Here is a 16,967-nt window from a genome sequence, read left to right on the forward strand (position 1 = left end):
TATATATTATTTGAGAAAATTATCCTTACATCTTTTCAACTTTTTCATCTATTTTTTGAAACCATTTCATCATGAAGTCCAATCCAAACCCCATGAGGATCGCAAGTATTAGCCCTGTTATGATAAAATCAAATACCATATCCTTTTTTCTGATGGTCATCCAAATGATTTCAATTAGAATAAAAAATAGGAAATACACAATCGATGAATGGATTTGAAACTTTGGAAATTTAGCGTAAAACCAAATGTAAAAAATACAAAGAATAATGGAAGGAACTACAAATACTGATAAATACAAATAAACATAACCATAAAAAATGATAGAAATTCCTTCGCCGAAAATTATCATCAATTGAACAAGAAGGAATATAAATGAATAAATGATAACAGCAAAGTATTTAAGTATGCCCATTATTGAATTAATTCTAAGGATTTTAAGTTTTAGAATCAAAAGATATAAAATTCCTAACAATGCATTTTTTATTTAGACAAACCCACCAAAAACCGAAACCCTACGCCTCGTATACTTTCGATCTGTACCGCATCATCTTCCACCAAATATTTCCTGAGTCGGCTGATGAATACATCCAAACTCCGGCCGGAAAAGAAATCGGATTCTTCCCAAAGATGGTTCAGCACTTCTTCGCGTTTGATGATCCTGTCCCGGTGTTGATAAAGAAAACTAAGAAGTTGTGCTTCTTTTTCGGTGAGGTTTCGTTCCGACTTTTCGGTTTTAAGCAACAAATTTTCCGGTTCAAATCGGAATTTACCAAAAGAATAGGTAGTCAATTTGGGCGATTCAACTTTTGACTTGCGTTTCAATATATTTTGAATACGAAGGATCAATTCATCCGCATCAAAAGGTTTTGTGATATAATCATCTGCTCCTAGCTTCAATCCGGTTAAAACATCCTCTTTCATCTTTCTGGCAGTTACAAAAAGAAAAGGCAAATCGGGATGCGACTTTTGGAGTTTTTCTGCCAATGTAAATCCGTCTTCCTGTGGCATCATCACATCGAGAATTAACAAATCATATGTATTTTGTTTCAATTCTTCTCGGGCTTCGACGCCATTGAAAACCCGATGCGCTTGAAATTGATTCAAAACCAAATACTGTTGGAGCAAATTCCCCAAATCCAAATCGTCCTCGACTATCAGAATTTTTATCATTTTTTTATTCGTTTTGCGAAGTTCGAAGCTCGAAATTCGTAAATCTAACTTCGTAAATCGTCTTTCGTAAATCGTACATCAACTCACCGGAATTTTCAAAATAAAAGTACTTCCTTTTTTCAACGAACTTTGCACCAAAATATTTCCACCCAAACCCTTCATGATCTGCTTGCAGAGATACAATCCGAGACCCAAACCTTTTGCATCGTGTCGGTTTCCTTCTGAAACTCTATAAAATTTCTCAAAAATCTTTTCCTGTTCTGAAGCCGGAATGCCCATTCCCGAATCTTGGATTTCGATGATGTAATCTGAATGGTTTTGAAATCCATTGATGAGAATTTCAGATCCTTTTGGGCTGTATTTTTCAGCATTTTGCAAAAGATTTTGAAGTACACGACCCAGTTGATACGTATCGGTTTCTAGAAAAAGTTCTTTTGGTTCGATTGCTAAAATGATTTGATGGTTTTCCGAATGATAATCAGCCAAAAATTCGTTTAGAAATTGAACGATTTCCACTTTTTTTAGCTGAATTTTTTGTTCATCTACGGAACTTTCCAAAACCCTGTCCACGATGTTCTGGATCCGATTATTTTGTCGCTCCATGGATTGGATCATCTGGTCCAAAATTTCAGGATTCTCGATGACTTCTTTTTTTTGTAAGGATTGGATAATCAAGTTCAATGAAGCGAGTGGTGTTTTTAGTTCATGTGTAATATTATTGGCAAAATCGGTTTTGATTTCTGCAATTTTCTTTTGTTTGATGAAAGACCGAAAAATATGGTAAAAGAGATAGATCACTGCCAATATCAAACAAAATGCACCGATGAGCATCCATTTCATTTTATTCCAAATTTTCTGCTGGAAATTGGAAATATCCATGTTCACGGTTGATGAATGTTTGTAAAAAAAATCAGTTGAAAGGTTTTCATCTTCCAAATCCAAATCTTCAGATGTTTGGGTAATTCCGCTGCTGAGGTGGAAACCATTTCCATCAAACCTTTGTCCGATGTAAACCAGCGGAGGATCGACCAAACGAAGGATGGTATCCTGGGCGAATTCTGTGATGAAAACGATTTGTTTCAATTGAAATTTGAGTTGGACTTCCTTTAAAATAGGATAATCTTTCCATTGACTTTTCAAATATTTTTGGCTTAAATTACGGATAGAATCCGACAAACTTTGCGCTTGAAGGTGAAACTGGATTTCATTGATCGAATCTTGGGCTTTTAACCAAGCAATTTTTTTAATTTCTGATACAAATTGATCTTCCAATGAATCCAATTCTGGTGATTCGATGACGGGTGCAATTTCTTTTTTAACTTCATTGACATAGGTTTCTGAAATCAATTGGTAGGTGTTTTGAATCAAATAATATTGAATTGAAATCAAGCCTCCGAGGATCACCAAGCAGGAAATGATCAGGATTTTGATTTGGTTTTTTGGCTTCATGGCTTCACAAAAATACTCAAGTCAAATTATATTTAAACTTGAATTTCGTACATTAACCCTTCATTAACCTTGGATTAACCATTTTATCTTTTTGATTTTCTGAATTTTGTAGAAAGAATTTAAAACTATAGATCATGAAAAAAGTATTATTCGGTTTGGCGATGGTTTTATTAAGCATCCAAACCTTTTCTCAAAACAACTCTAGCGTTTCATCCAATTCAAACGTTTCCATTTCCGTGAGCAGTGATGACGATGATTATACTTATTTTGCCAAATTTGACACGGAAAAAACCGCTGCCGCAAAATCGCTCATCATTAAATCGCTTGGAAATCCAACTACTGAATCCGGGAAATCATCCATTTGGGAAGGAAAAGGTTATGAGATTTCCATCAAAGAAGGAAAGGTAGAAATGGAATTGGACAAAGAAGCAGTCACCAAATCTTTTCAATTGAAAATTGAAGATTTAGGCAAACAAATATCTGAGACCGTCGGAAGTAAAAAATCGCCTAGAACTCCTAAAACACCCAGAACTTCTCGAAAATAATTGACACATCAAATAAATTTATAAATTTTTGTAACAATTAGAAATCTCGCTCGTCTCTTAAAGAAACAACTACCTTATGTCTTTTATCATACGAATCATAGTTTTTATTATATCATTATTTATCGGTTTTTATGTACAAGGTCAGGAGAACGATACCATTTCGAGAAAGAAAATTCATCTGGTTAAGGTATCGGAATCTCCTAAAATAGATGGAGTTTTAGATGACGTTGTTTGGCAAAATGCACCGATTGCGACCGACTTTGTTGAGCGACAACCCAACAACGGTAAACCGATTCCTGATAGTTTAAGGACTGAAGTAAAAGTCGTTTATGATGACCGTGGAATTTATTTCGGTGCGTTTATGGCTGATCCTGAGCCAAATAAGATCTTGAAAGAATTGACCGAACGAGATGGAATTGGCAATGATGATTTCTTTTTTGTTTTGCTAAATGGTTACAATGACCGCCAACAGAGTTTACAATTCATCGTGACAGCAGCTGGTGTTCAATATGACGCCAAAATGACCAATGGAAATGAGGACAGCTCCTGGAACGGCGTTTGGTACAGCGATGTGCAAATCACTTCAGAGGGCTGGATCGCCGAAATATTTATTCCTTATTCGGAAATCCGTTTTCCGGATGGAGATCAGCAAATCTGGGGATTGCAGATGGAACGCGAATTCAGACGCGACCGGAAAAGATTTAGCTGGAATTTTGTGGACAATACAAAAGGTGCATTTTCCATTTACGATGGCGAAATTCATGGCATTGAAAACATCGATCCGCCGACTCGGCTTTCATTTCAACCTTATTTGTCGGGTTATTTGAACAATTATGATGGCGAATCAGAATTTGTGTTCAACGGCGGAATGGATCTGAAATATGGGATCAATGATGCTTTTACGCTTGACATGATTTTGATTCCCGATTTCGGTCAAACCAAATTTGATCCGACGGTTTTGAATCTCACTGCTTTTGAAGTGCAATATGCAGAACAACGTCCATTTTTTACAGAAGGAACAGAATTGTTCAACAAAGGAAATCTTTTTTATTCGCGTAGAGTCGGTGGTTTTCCAAGTTTGTATCCGGAATTGGCAGAGGATGAGGTGGTTTTAGAATTTCCCGCAAGAGTAGATTTGATCAATGCGATGAAAATTTCAGGTCGCACCAAAAAGAATTTGGGGATCGGATTTTTTAATGGATTGACAGAAAGAACGTATGCAAAAGTAAAAAATGAATCAACGTTGGAAGAGCGAAAAGAATTGGTAGAACCCTTGACCAATTACAATGTTCTCGTGCTGGACCAACGGTTTGGAGAAAATAATTCGGTTTCATTTGTCAACACCAACACTTTTCGGGAAGGAAATCACCGCGATGCCAACGTTTCGGGTTTGTATTATAATTTGACCAACAAAAAAAATACTTGGAATTATTGGGGAGACGTCGAGGCCAGTTGGGTGAATCTTGAGGATGATTTATGGGGTTTTGAAGCCACTTCCGGTCTTGCCAAAATCAGTGGAAAACACCGCTATCAAGCGAGTTTTTTCTTGAGAACAAAAGATTATAACATCGATGATTTGGGGTATACAGGTCAGACGAATTACATCAATTATTTTGGGTATTATGGTTATCGGTATTTGCAACCCAAAGGGAATTTCAACAATTTGAATTTGAATTTCAATCTGAATTTGAGCCGACGTTTGGATCCTGATTTGTACAATTATTTCATGTTCAATTTCAATTCGAGTTTCACGACCAAATCCTTTTTCACCTTTGGTGGCGGATTTGAAACCACGCCATTTGGGACTTATGATATTTATGAACCGAGAACGGAAAATCGGCATTTAAAAATTCCGGATTATTATGATACTTGGGCTTGGATTTCTACGGATTATCGAAAGAAACTGGCGCTGGATGCGACGTTGGATTGGTACAAATATGCAGAACGCGGCATGGGAAGATTGATCATCAATTTTTCACCTCGCTTCAGAGTTTCAGACAAATGGAAATTGTACCTAAATACCCAAACCACGCTTTCTGACAAAGAATATGGATTTGTCAACAAAGATGCAAACGAAATTTATTTCGGGAAACGCGATAGAAATACAGTAGAAACTTCGCTCGAATCCCAATACATTTTCAACGAAAAAATGGCGCTGAACCTCGCTTTCCGTCATTATTTTACCGACGTAACTTATGAAGAATTCTATACACTGGAAGAAAACGGAGATTTGACTGAAACAACTGCTTATTCCAATAATCATGATGCGACCTATAACAGTTGGAACATCGATTTGCGATTCAGTTGGTGGTTTGCGCCGGGAAGTCAGTTGAGCTTGCTGTATAGAAACGCAATTGAAGGTTATGATGAGGTTTCAGAAACCAGTTTCCGGGACAATTTTGATTATTTGTTTGACCAACCGCAATTGAATAGTTTTTCCATCCGAATTTCCTATTTCCTCGATTATAATCGAATGAAAAATTGGTTCAAAAAGAAACCGGAGATAGAGGAAACGGCTCGCCGAAACGCATATCACGAAAGAAAGAGTTATGCGTATAAACGGAATTCGACTAACTTTGGAATGATGTAATTCTCATTTTTATGCTAAAATCCATCTGCCCAAAACTTCCGATGCGCGATAAAGCCGCAACGAAAAATTATTATTTGAACCAATTGGGATTTGAACAATTTGGAAGCGATGAATATCTGGATTATTTAATGGTGAAAAAAGACGAAATCGAAATTCATTTTTTTCTTTTCAAAGATTTAAACCCAAAAGAAAATTATGGTCAAATCTATATCAGAGTAGAAAAAATAGAAGATTTGTACGAATCATTTTTAACCCAAAAAATCGAAATTCATCCCAACGGAAAACTGAAAGCTACACCTTGGGGCATGAAAGAATTTCATTTGCTCGATCCGGATAATAATTTATTGACCTTTGGTCAAGTCATTTAAAATTCAAAATTTATAATTTTAAATAATTTAAGATTGCGCATCTTTTAATAATTTCCTCGCCAAGTCTTTTCCCAGAAAGGAATCAACCAAATAGTGAATCACATACAAAATCGGCGTCAACAAAACCGCAACCGTAAACTTATAGATATATCCCACCAGACAAATTGCTAAAACCGTTTGCCAAGTCCAGTCATAAGCGGGATTTAGATAAAATGCGATAAAGGCCACGACAAAGGAATCGATGAGTTGAGAAACGACTGTTGATCCGGTTGCACGCAACCAAAGCGCTTTTTCGCCGGTCCATTTTTTGATGCGGTGGAAAATGGAAACATCCAAAATCTGCCCCAAAAGGAAAGCGGTCAATGATCCAAAAATGATCCACATTCCTTGTCCGAAAACCTTATTATAAGCCAAATCCATTTTGATGTTTTCGCCATTTACTTCTTGAATCAACCAAAAATCAGATGGCGTAACTTGAATCGAAATCCAGGTCATTCCAAAAAGAAATAACACCAAAATAGCGGTCAAAATTGACAAAAACCGAACTTGTTTCACACCGAAATATTCGTTGATGATGTCGGTCATGATGAACACCAAAGGCCAGGTTAAACTTCCAGCTGACATATCAAGAGAAAGATTTTCTACGCCAAATAATTTCCAATTGACCGGTTCGAAACCGAGGGTTTTCTCGACTGAAAAGATTTTCACACCGATGAACTCAGACAAAACCGTGTTGGCGACAAAAAATGCGGCCAAAACGATGAGCAGTCGGCTTTCTTTGGTTTTAAATGTCATTTTTCAAAATTAGAAAATTTGGATTTAATTTGTAGCAAATTCAAACTGTGCCGGACAAACGACTCATTTACGGAATCCTGATTTTATTTCTTGTCAATTTGGCACAAGCTTTTTTTACGCCGATTTCAGAAGATGAAGCTTATTATTGGTTATGGTCGCAAAATTTGGATTGGGGTTATTTTGATCATCCGCCGATGGTCGCTTGGTGGATTTCAGTCGGATATGAATTTTTTCAAAACGAATTGGGTGTCAGGTTGTTAACGGTTATTTTTAATAGCTTAAGTTTGTTTTTTCTTTGGAAAATACTGAATCCTAAAACCCAAAGTCAAATCAGATTATTTTACGGAATTATCGCTTCAGTTTTGGTTTTTCAAGTTTTCGGATTTCTTACAACGCCCGATGCACCTTTGTTGTTTTTTACAATTTTCTATTTGTTTTCGCTGAAAAAGTTTTTGGAAAAAAACTCGACACTTTCAACAATTTTATTGGCGATTTCCTTTGCAGGATTGATGTACAGCAAATACCACGGCGTTTTAGTAATCGTATTTACGTTGCTTCCGATTATTAAAATCTGGTGGCGAAATCCGAAGTTTTATCTCGCAGTTTTGGGAAGTTTGGTTTTGTATGCACCGCATATTTTCTGGTTGTTTGAGAATGATTGGATACCGATTCAGTATCACTTTTTGGAAAGAAGTTCGGATGAACATTTTGAGTTCCGAAAGTTTTTCAATTATCTGGGGATTTATTTTCTGGGTGCAGCTCCTCTATTGACTTATTTTATTTGGAAATCCATTTTTCAATTCAAATCGGAGAATTCGTTTCAAAAAAGCATTTGGTGGCTTGCGATTTTACCGGGGATTTTCTTTTTCTTTTCCATTTTTAAGGACAATGTCCAGCCGCAATGGTTGCTCATCAGTTTCATAGCGATGGCATTGGTTCTTTATTTTCATTATCAAAATCGGGTAAATTTAAAATGGATTTTGAATTTAAGTTACATCGGAATTTTATTGATGCTAATATTGCGCACGCTTTTAATTCTTCCGGAAATTTCCCCTTTTGAAAAAAACAAAAATTTTGCTGAAGCAGCTGCGAAATTCAATCCCGAATTCGCCATTTTTGAGAAATACCAGGAAGCATCCATTTACAAATTTTACAATCCACAAACCTCGGTAGCGGTGCATAGAACGCTTGGAAACCGTAAAAGTCAATTTACGCTTTGGGGTTGGGAAGATGATTTTTATGGCAAAACGATTACTTATATTTCGCCATGGGTGAAATCGGAAAATTCATTTAAAGGCTATAAAAACCGGAATTATTATTTAAAAGAAATTTCCAATTATCAACCGTTTGACGGAATTGAAATTGAAACAATTGATCAACTAAAAGTTCAACTTGGAGAAGAAATCGAATTGGAAGTTAAAATTATCAATCATCAGAAGCATCCAATTTCAATTGCTGGAAAGTCAGATTTTCAGTTGAATATCAATTATTACAAAGATTTACAATATGAAATCGAATATGCTGTTCAAATTCCATTGAGTGAATTTATTTTGAAACCCAATGAATCAAAAGAATTGAAAATCAAATTCAAAAACATTGAAAAAAAGGGTGAATTCAAAGCTTGTTTGGGGTTGAATTACCAACCAATTGGGACTTCTTATTTATCTAAACCGATTTTGATTTCGACTAAATGAACTATTTAATTCCTCTTTCTTCCAGCCATTTCCGGTATTTCGCAGCATTTCTCTCGTGTTCAGCAAAATCATTGGTAAAACTATGGTAGCCGGGACGATCGGGGTCGGCACAGAAATAGACAAACTCATGTCCATCCGGATTCAAAACCGCATCCACAGCCGTCATGTTGGGCAAACAAATCGGTGCCGGCGGCAAACCTTTTACCCGATACGTATTATAATCCGACGGAACCGCCAAATGCCCATAATAGACGCGTTGGATTTTCTGGTTAAAACCATTTTGGAGTTTGAAGGCATAGATGGAAGTGGGATCTGCTTCCAGACGCATATTTTTTGCCAAACGATTTAGATAAGCCTGTGCGACTTTGGGTTGCTCGTCGGTTTTTGAAGCTTCCATTTGGACGATAGAAGCTAAGGTGAAAACTTGCAACGGCGTAAATTTCATGGTTTCAGCTTTTTGAGCACGTTCTTCATTCCAAACTTTATCAAATTCACCGATCATTTTTTCGACGAATTTATCTCCTGACGTGGCCCAATAATAATTATACGTATTCGGTACGAAATACATTTTCACGGTTTCTGCTGTCAAATTCGGGTCTTTTTGTTTCGCCCAATTGACAATTGCATTCACAATCTGAGCAGAATCAGCTTCAATTTTTTTCGAAACCGAACCTGCGAGATGAAAAATCGTAGGTTCGTTTCGGATCATCAAACTCACTTCTTCTTGGTTTCCGATGATCAGTTTATTTACCAGAGATTTATTGGTCTCCCCCTCATTCAATTTGTATTTTCCGGGTTTTAAAAGAGAAGGCAAATCTTTTGATTCAGCATAATTTTTAAAACTTTCTTGATTTTCCAATTTGCTTGAGAGTGAATCCAAAACTTCGTTGAAATCAGCTCCCGTTCTTACATAGAGAAAACCATCTTCTTTGATATTTTTCTTTGAACCTTCAAAAAAAGTACAATTGATCAAAATCGAACTGCATATAAAACTGACGCATAAAATTTGAAATATCTTCTTCATTTTGATTCAAATAAATTTATATTTTCATTTCAATTTCCCCTCCAAAAACGTATTCTGCCGGACCGATTAACCAAATATTTTCATATCCACCGGAGAGATTTTTTTCAAATTTCACTTTCAATTCACCACCCATTGCTGAAACGTTTACTTCTGAGGTCGAAATTTTACCTGCTTCAAAAGCTGCGATGACAGCCGCTGTAATTCCCGTTCCGCAAGCGAGGGTTTCATCTTCAACGCCTCGTTCATAGGTTCTGATTTTGAGCGAATTTTCAGAAGTAATCTCGACGAAATTCACGTTGGAGCCATCTTCAAAATAAGGTGCGCCATAGCGGATTTGTTTTCCATGATTTTTCACGTCAACATCTTCAACTTTTTGTACAAATTCGATGTGGTGTGGCGATCCGGTGTTGAGAAACAAATGATTTTCAAAGTTCTGGACTTCTGGAACATTGGACATTTTCAATTCTACACCATTTTCATTTAAGATGGCTTCATGTTCACCATCGATGGCTTGAAAAACGGTCTTGTCCTGAATCAGATCTAAATCATGTGCAAAACGAACGATGCATCTACCACCGTTTCCGCACATGGTGCTCTGTCTTCCGTCAGAATTGAAATAAACCATTTTAAAATCGGAAATATCATCATTTTGCAATAAAATCAATCCATCAGCACCTACACCGAAATGTCGGTCACAGATCATTTCAATTTGTTTTTCGTCCTGAGGAAAGGTTTCGGTGCGATCATCCACCATCACAAAATCATTTCCGGCGCCTTGGTATTTAAAAAAGGGAATTTTCAAAAGAATTATTTTGCACAAATTTAGAAAAAAATCAAAGAGATCATTAAATTGGAATATGCTTTGAGGCAATAGGGATTAAAGGATTGATAATTTTTGTTAAAGCAGCGTTAAACCGCTTGTATAGCATATTTTAATCTCTCAAATTTGAATCGTTTTTGAAACTAACGTAAATTAATAATCAAGTTAAATACAGATGAAAAAATATTTAGGATATGTGATAGTTGGACTTTTAAGTGCAACTTTTGCTTTGGTTGGAATGAAATTTTTGAGTTCTGATGCAGATGGGGAAATTGTAACTTCTGCAAGAGGTGATCAAAACAATGGTGCTTTTGATTTTGTAGATTATAAAGGGAATTATGCTTTTTCTGCACCTGATTTTGTAGATGCTTCGCAAAAAACGGTCAATGCGGTGGTAAGCATCAATAATTTTTCAAACCAAACCCAAAACCAAAGGATGAGTGATCCTTTTGAGTTTTTCTTTGGATATCCACAACAACAGAGAGATCCTGATTTGCCAACCGGACAAGGTTCTGGTGTGATCATTTCGGAAGACGGCTATATCGTGACCAATAATCACGTGATCAAAGGTTCGCAAAAGATTGAAGTGATCTTAAATAATCAGAAATCTTATTCGGCTGAATTAATCGGAACTGATCCCAACACGGATATTGCTTTGATTAAAATCGAAGATAAGGGATTACCGTTTATCAAATTTGTAGATTCAGACGGAATCAATGTTGGAGATTGGGTTTTGGCGGTTGGAAATCCGTTTGGGTTGAATTCTACTGTAACAGCCGGAATCGTTTCTGCAAAAGGAAGAAGCATCGATATTTTACGTCGAAATGCAACGAATCCAATCGAATCATTTATCCAAACAGACGCAGCCATTAATCCGGGAAATAGCGGAGGAGCTTTGGTCAATCCAAACGGAGATTTGGTAGGAATCAATACCGCAATTTCTTCTCAAACCGGAAGTTATGTCGGATATGGATTTGCAGTTCCTTCCAATTTGGTGAAAAAAGTAGTAGAAGACATCAAAAAATATGGTTTGGTTCAACGCGGATATTTGGGAATCGAAGGAATGGATTTGAATGACGAATACAGAGTCAAACAGTACAACAAAGAAAGAGGGACAGACCTGAAATCTCAACAAGGAATTTTAGTGCAAACTGTTACCGATAATGGCGGAGCGCAGGATGCCGGGATCCGTAAAGGAGATATCATCACAGAAATTGATGGTCAAAAAGTGACGAGTTTCGGGAAATTGTCTTTTGCCATCGGAAGCAAATATCCGGGTGATAAAGTACAAGTAAAAGTAAAGCGCGATGGAAAAGAAAAAGAGTATACGGTTACCCTTCGCGACCAAAAAGGAAATACGAGCAAACGTTCGATTTCAGATTTGACAGTAACGGAAAAATTGGGAGCAGAATTTGAGCCATTGACTGATCGTCAGAAAGTAAGTTTCGGGATTGATTATGGTGTGATGGTGAAAAATTTGGAACCCAATAGCAAATTAAGCGGTGTAGGAATCGGTGAGAACTTTATCATTTTGAAAGTGAACGATAAAGAAGTAAGCGATCAAAATGATATAGAAAAAATCCTCAAATCCCATAAAGGGAAAGTTTCCATCAGTTATGTGGATCCTTATGGAAGAATCTATACGAGAGGATTTACACTGGACTAGACCGATTTAAGTTTTCATAGTTTTAGGTTCGGCACAACTCGAAAGGTTGTGCCGTTTTTTATATATTTGATTTGTGAAAAAATTATTAGGAATATTGATCATAGTTTGTGTTTTTGGAAACTCAAAAGCGCAAGAAAAGGGAGGTTTGATGAGCCATTTACTCGTCAATGTCGGTTATGCCAATTTAAATGGAAACTATTTCAAACTGGGACCGGAAGTGTATTTGACACAGACTAACGGAAATTTAATCGACCTTAGCGCAACCGCCAACATGGCCTACTTTGATAAACAATTTGTAGTCGTTCCCGAATTGGGCATCGGTTATCAATTCAACGCCAAAAAAGTCAAAAACCGAATCGATCCTTATCGCGAATATGTGAACAGTACGTTTTATTCGGCTCGTGTAAATGTTTCGCCATGGAATGTTACACCTGAAATCGGAATCGCAATGGCCGGAATCGTAGAAGCCAATGTCGGATATTCCTTTCAATTTGCCGACCATGACCATACATCTTTTGACGGAATCAAATTTGGTTTGACGATTCATATTCCGACGATTTATTTTGTGAGCGAAGCAGGACTTTATTAAACTAAAATGAATAAGAAATTATCCAAACGCGAATTTCTCAAACTTGCCGGAATGAGTAGTTTGGGTCTAATCTTCTGGCAATGTTATGATGCCAAAAAAGAAGAAACGAAAAATGAAGTTGCAGAAGATTTGGAGAACAATTCCAATCCTGCGCACATTGAAAAACTTGAATTCTCCGATCAAGATGTTCAATTTCTAACACGAAACGATGAGAAATTTGACGAATTAAGAAAAGGATTCAACAAACGATTTGATAATTTACCCAAAATAGTGGCGCTTTGTTTTACGACCAAAGGTGTTCAAGCCGCAGTTCAAAAAGCAAAAGAAGAGAAACTGAAAATCTCGGTAAAAAGTGGTGGGCATAGTTTTGAAGCTTTTTCCAGTTCGTCTGATAGTTTGCTGATTAATCTATCCCAAATGAACCAAATCAATTGGCTTGATGATGAAAAAGTCGTTTTGCAACCCGCTTGTTTGCTGCAAGAAATTTATGCCGATTTTCTACCGAAAAAGAGAATTATCCCTGCCGGATCCTGTGGGACAGTCGGCATTGCCGGTTTAGCTTTGGGCGGCGGATATGGATTTTTTAGTCGGAAATATGGTTTGACTTGTGATAATTTGACCCGAATTCAGCTGGTGGATGGAAATGGGGAAATTCAGAATTCCGATGAAAATCCGGAATTGCTTTGGGCGTGTAGAGGAGGAGGGAATGGGAATTTTGGTGTGGTCACCGAATTGGAATTTAAAACCCATCCAGCGCCTGATTCCTTTAGTTCTTATCGGTTGAAATACCGGAATTTGAATGTTGACAGATTTATGGAATTGATCCGCGCTTGGTTTTCTTATACTTCCGATTTGCGCAAAGAAGCCTTTTCGGCATTCGTTTTAAACGGAAAAACCTTAACGGTTTTGATTACGAATTATCAAAAAAATTCGAGGGAATTTGAATCGAGTTTTGCTGAATTGAGAAATTTGGCAGACGAATACAAACCTACTTACAATCAAAATTTGGCGGCAGCCTTAAAAAGATATTACGGTCGCAGAGAACCTCTCTATTTCAAAAATGCTTCGGCCGGTTTGTACAAAGGAATTCAAGATATAGAAGAAATTCTTCCTCAAGTTTTTGAAAAGGTAATCTCCAAATCAGGCATGATTTACCAAATTAACACACTCGGAGGTGAAATCAATAATCTAGAATTTGAAAAAAATTCTGCTTATCCACACAGAAGTTTTCCGTATCTGAGTGAATTGCAATCCTATTGGGACAACGCATCACAGGGAAAATCTTTCTTAGAGAAATTTGAAGAAATCCAGCAATTGTTTCACAACGCCGGAATTTCTGCCCAATACCGAAATTATCCCGATATCAATTTCCCAAATTGGGAAACGGCTTATTTTGGGAAGAATTACGGAAAATTACAGCAAATCAAATCACAACTGGATCCGGAAGATTTGTTTCATTTCGAACAAAGCGTTCGGAAGAGCTAAATGCTAGAATCTGGCGGACGATTTTCTCAGATTGGTCGACATAGTCGACTTCGATTTTCTGTTCTGCATCTATCCATTCCTGGATTTTTCTTAAGTCAAATGCGCGATTGGATTCTACACCCAATTTTTCAAGCGCAACGGCATTGCATTCTTGTTCGTACTGATTTTTAATAGGAATCACAAAGAGTTTCTTTTTGAGAAAAAGCGCTTCGGCAGGCGTTTCAAACCCGGCGTTGCAAAGGATTCCATCACAGTTTTCAAAAGATCGTAAATATTCGGTTTGGTCGATCGGGAAAACAAAAACATTTCCTTTTACATAGATTTCCGTCGCTGTTTTGGAAAAAATCCGCCAATCGACATGGGTTTCATTTAGTTTTTCAATTAAAAATTCGTCCGAAAAACTCGGCAAATATGTCATGTAATATCCTTTGTTTTGAGGATTTAGATTTCGGATCGCGGATCGGATGATGGGTTTGAAAATTTTGGGGTGATAATTTTCAAAATGAAAGCCAAAATGTTCTTGAGTTGGCGCATAATGTTTTAGAACCAATTCGCCTAAAAGATTTTTATTTTTTGGTTTAGGTGTTTGGTCAAAAAGCATGGAAGCTTGATGGCTCACGCCCACAATATTGGGATATTTGGATAATTTACAAGCCCAAGCAGAAATCGGTTCAAAATCATTCAACACCAAATCATATTCCTTTACCGGAACAGATTTGATGTCTTTCATTGCTTTGAAAAAATTATTTTTTAAAGCTGTTTTTGTATAAGAAAGTCCGCCTTTTGCATCATACAAAAGGGAAATGCCTTTGAACTGAAATTTGGGTTCTTGTGGAAGCACTATTTGGGATTGATGCCCACTTACGAGTAGATCAACTTCTGCATATTTGTTGAATAAGGGAAGTAATTCTTGGGCTCTGGCGATATGTCCGTTTCCGGTGCACTGAAGTGCATATAATACTTTCATTTTTAAATTTTTATAAAAATAGATGTTCAGCCAAATCCTTTATTTATTAAACGGATAAGTGCTAAATCAAATAGCATACCTAAAATTTAATTTGGACTGGTTACGGAAGAAATGAGTTGTTCCAAACTCAATTCAAAAATTTCTTCTTCTTCTTTTTGGTTCAATTTTTCTTTGTTTTCTTCATAAGAAAAAATACTCCATTTTCCTTTGTGGTATTCAAGTGCGCTCAAATTTTCGATCCAATCTCCTGAATTCAAATACATACAGTTCCCTTTTTTAGAAACGATTTTGCGGATTTGAGGTTGATGGATATGTCCGCAAATTACAAAGTCAAATCCTTTTTCTATGGCCAACTCTGAAGCTGTATTTTCAAAATCGGAAATATATTTGACCGCTTTTTTGACGCTGTTTTTTATCTTTTTTGAAAGTGAATATTTTTCACGTCCCATCTTCGCCAGTCCCCAATTGATCAAATTGTTCAATTGAATCAACAAATCATAACCCACTCCACCGAGGCGGGCTATCCATTTGGAATGCTGAACGGAGGCGTCAAAAACATCACCATGGAAAATCCAAGCTTTTTTACCATCCAGATCGATGATTTCCTTATTGGTCAATTTTATTTTTCCCAAATGCAAATCGGTAAACTTGCGCAGCATTTCATCATGATTTCCCGTGATATAGATCACTTCGGTTCCTTTTACCGCAAATCCGATGATTTTTTTCAATACGCTCAAATGTTTTTTGGGGAAATACCTTTTCTTGAATTGCCAAATGTCGATGATGTCGCCATTTAAAATCAGGGTTTTGGGTTGGATAGAATTTAAATAGTTTAACAATTCTTTCGCTCTACATCCATAAGTCCCGAGATGGATGTCTGAAATAACGACTAAATCAACCTTTCTTTTCATCTGTTTATTTTTTTGTATTAATCGTCAGATGGAACCTTTTATGTTTAAAATAGTTATTCCGCAGTGTGTTTAAAGACTATTTTAAACATATCGGTTTCATGAAGTGTTTCTGCAAATTAACAGCAGCCATTTAAATTGAATTTTAGGGAATTGTTAGAATTGGATTAAATATTCAACTATTTTCGACAGGTCTAATGTCAATTTTCTTAATTTAGCCTCATGATTTTGGCCAATAATATTCACAAGCGTTTTGGAGATTTAGAAGTATTAAAAGGCGTTTCACTGGATGTCAGTGAAGGCGAAATTGTTTCGATCGTAGGTGCTTCCGGTGCAGGGAAAACGACTTTGCTTCAGATTTTAAGCAGTTTGGAAAAAAGCACAGATCCGCAAACTTATTTTACCCAAATTCTGATCAAAAGAGAAGATATTACCCAAATGTCCGATGCTAAATTATCCAAATTTCGAAATGAAAACATCGGATTTATTTTTCAGTCCCATCAATTGCTGCCCGAATTTTCAGCGATCGAAAACGTTTGTATTCCGGGTTTTATAGGTAAAACCAAACCGAATTTGGTTCAGAATAAAGCCAAAGAACTTTTGGAATTCTTAGGGCTAGGAAATCGTTTGGAACATAAACCATCTCAACTTTCCGGTGGTGAACAGCAACGCGTGGCAGTTGCCCGCGCATTGATCAACCAACCGGCCGTTATTTTTGCGGACGAACCTTCCGGTAATTTGGATTCAAAAAACGCTGAAGAATTGCACCAACTCTTTTTCCGATTGAGAGAAGAATTTGGGCAAACCTTTGTGATCGTGACACATAACGAGGAGTTGGCAGATATGGCTGACCGGAAATTGGTGATGGCGGACGGGAAGTTTGAGATTTGAGTTCTT

16 protein-coding genes are annotated in these 16,967 nt (G+C 36.8%); 8 read left to right on the forward strand and 8 right to left on the reverse strand.

Annotated features, from left to right (window positions below; all coding sequences use genetic code 11):
* Positions 1–25: 25 nt before the first annotated feature.
* From HU137_RS07130 to HU137_RS07140, 3 genes are all read right to left on the reverse strand, one after another.
* Entirely contained in the window at positions 26–349 is a 324-nt protein-coding gene (locus HU137_RS07130; protein WP_182043091.1) for a hypothetical protein, read from the reverse strand.
* 131 nt (positions 350–480) lie between these two features.
* A complete protein-coding gene (locus HU137_RS07135) occupies positions 481–1,170 on the reverse strand; it encodes a response regulator transcription factor (protein WP_182043092.1) in 690 nt (229 codons plus the stop codon).
* 78 nt (positions 1,171–1,248) lie between these two features.
* Positions 1,249–2,619, reverse strand: a complete 1,371-nt coding sequence (locus HU137_RS07140) for a sensor histidine kinase (RefSeq protein ID WP_182043093.1) — start codon at positions 2,617–2,619, stop codon at positions 1,249–1,251.
* A 134-nt stretch (positions 2,620–2,753) separates the two neighbouring features.
* Between HU137_RS07140 and HU137_RS07145 the strand changes: the two genes are divergently transcribed.
* The 3 genes from HU137_RS07145 (at position 2,754) to HU137_RS07155 (ending at position 6,122) form a co-directional block, all read left to right on the forward strand.
* A complete protein-coding gene (locus HU137_RS07145; RefSeq protein WP_182043094.1) occupies positions 2,754–3,164 on the forward strand; it encodes a hypothetical protein in 411 nt (136 codons plus the stop codon).
* 76 nt (positions 3,165–3,240) lie between these two features.
* Positions 3,241–5,754 (forward strand): DUF5916 domain-containing protein, encoded by a 2,514-nt coding sequence (locus HU137_RS07150; RefSeq protein ID WP_182043095.1) that lies wholly within the window; start codon positions 3,241–3,243, stop codon positions 5,752–5,754.
* Positions 5,755–5,765: 11 nt separating this feature from the next.
* Positions 5,766–6,122: a bleomycin resistance protein gene (locus tag HU137_RS07155; protein WP_182043096.1), complete on the forward strand. Its 357-nt coding sequence runs from the start codon at positions 5,766–5,768 to the stop codon at positions 6,120–6,122.
* A 27-nt stretch (positions 6,123–6,149) separates the two neighbouring features.
* Here HU137_RS07155 and HU137_RS07160 read toward each other — a convergent pair whose 3' ends face one another.
* Complete coding sequence (locus tag HU137_RS07160) at positions 6,150–6,917, reverse strand: queuosine precursor transporter (RefSeq protein WP_182043097.1); 768 nt, start codon at positions 6,915–6,917, stop codon at positions 6,150–6,152.
* A gap of 47 nt (positions 6,918–6,964) precedes the next feature.
* Here HU137_RS07160 and HU137_RS07165 point away from each other — a divergent pair, with 47 nt between their 5' ends.
* On the forward strand, positions 6,965–8,611 hold the full coding sequence (locus HU137_RS07165; protein ID WP_182043098.1) for a glycosyltransferase family 39 protein: 1,647 nt from the start codon (positions 6,965–6,967) through the stop codon (positions 8,609–8,611).
* Between the two features lies 1 nt (position 8,612).
* On the opposite strand, the gene mltG is transcribed toward HU137_RS07165, so the two are convergent.
* Positions 8,613–9,635: an endolytic transglycosylase MltG gene (mltG, locus tag HU137_RS07170; RefSeq protein WP_182043099.1), complete on the reverse strand. Its 1,023-nt coding sequence runs from the start codon at positions 9,633–9,635 to the stop codon at positions 8,613–8,615.
* Between the two features lie 16 nt (positions 9,636–9,651).
* Positions 9,652–10,437 carry a diaminopimelate epimerase gene (dapF, locus tag HU137_RS07175; protein ID WP_182043100.1) on the reverse strand — a complete coding sequence of 262 codons (786 nt, stop codon included), beginning with the start codon at positions 10,435–10,437 and terminating at the stop codon, positions 9,652–9,654.
* A gap of 193 nt (positions 10,438–10,630) precedes the next feature.
* Between dapF and HU137_RS07180 the strand changes: the two genes are divergently transcribed.
* The 3 genes from HU137_RS07180 (at position 10,631) to HU137_RS07190 (ending at position 14,195) form a co-directional block, all read left to right on the forward strand.
* Positions 10,631–12,121, forward strand: coding sequence for a Do family serine endopeptidase (locus HU137_RS07180; RefSeq protein ID WP_182043101.1), 1,491 nt, complete (start codon positions 10,631–10,633; stop codon positions 12,119–12,121).
* A gap of 73 nt (positions 12,122–12,194) precedes the next feature.
* On the forward strand, positions 12,195–12,710 hold the full coding sequence (locus HU137_RS07185) for a hypothetical protein (RefSeq protein WP_182043102.1): 516 nt from the start codon (positions 12,195–12,197) through the stop codon (positions 12,708–12,710).
* Positions 12,711–12,716: 6 nt separating this feature from the next.
* On the forward strand, positions 12,717–14,195 hold the full coding sequence (locus tag HU137_RS07190) for an FAD-binding oxidoreductase (protein WP_182043103.1): 1,479 nt from the start codon (positions 12,717–12,719) through the stop codon (positions 14,193–14,195).
* Here HU137_RS07190 and HU137_RS07195 read toward each other — a convergent pair.
* Positions 14,134–15,162 (reverse strand): glycosyltransferase family protein, encoded by a 1,029-nt coding sequence (locus HU137_RS07195; protein ID WP_182043104.1) that lies wholly within the window; start codon positions 15,160–15,162, stop codon positions 14,134–14,136. The two genes, HU137_RS07190 and HU137_RS07195, sit on opposite strands and share 62 nt — an antisense overlap.
* A gap of 86 nt (positions 15,163–15,248) precedes the next feature.
* Positions 15,249–16,073, reverse strand: a complete 825-nt coding sequence (locus tag HU137_RS07200; protein WP_182043105.1) for a UDP-2,3-diacylglucosamine diphosphatase — start codon at positions 16,071–16,073, stop codon at positions 15,249–15,251.
* Between the two features lie 219 nt (positions 16,074–16,292).
* Between HU137_RS07200 and HU137_RS07205 the strand changes: the two genes are divergently transcribed.
* Positions 16,293–16,961 (forward strand): ABC transporter ATP-binding protein, encoded by a 669-nt coding sequence (locus HU137_RS07205; protein ID WP_182043106.1) that lies wholly within the window; start codon positions 16,293–16,295, stop codon positions 16,959–16,961.
* The last annotated feature ends 6 nt before the right edge of the window (positions 16,962–16,967 follow it).

Origin of the sequence: Moheibacter lacus, from assembly GCF_014042165.1 — a bacterium.
Classification (GTDB): domain Bacteria; phylum Bacteroidota; class Bacteroidia; order Flavobacteriales; family Weeksellaceae; genus Moheibacter; species Moheibacter lacus.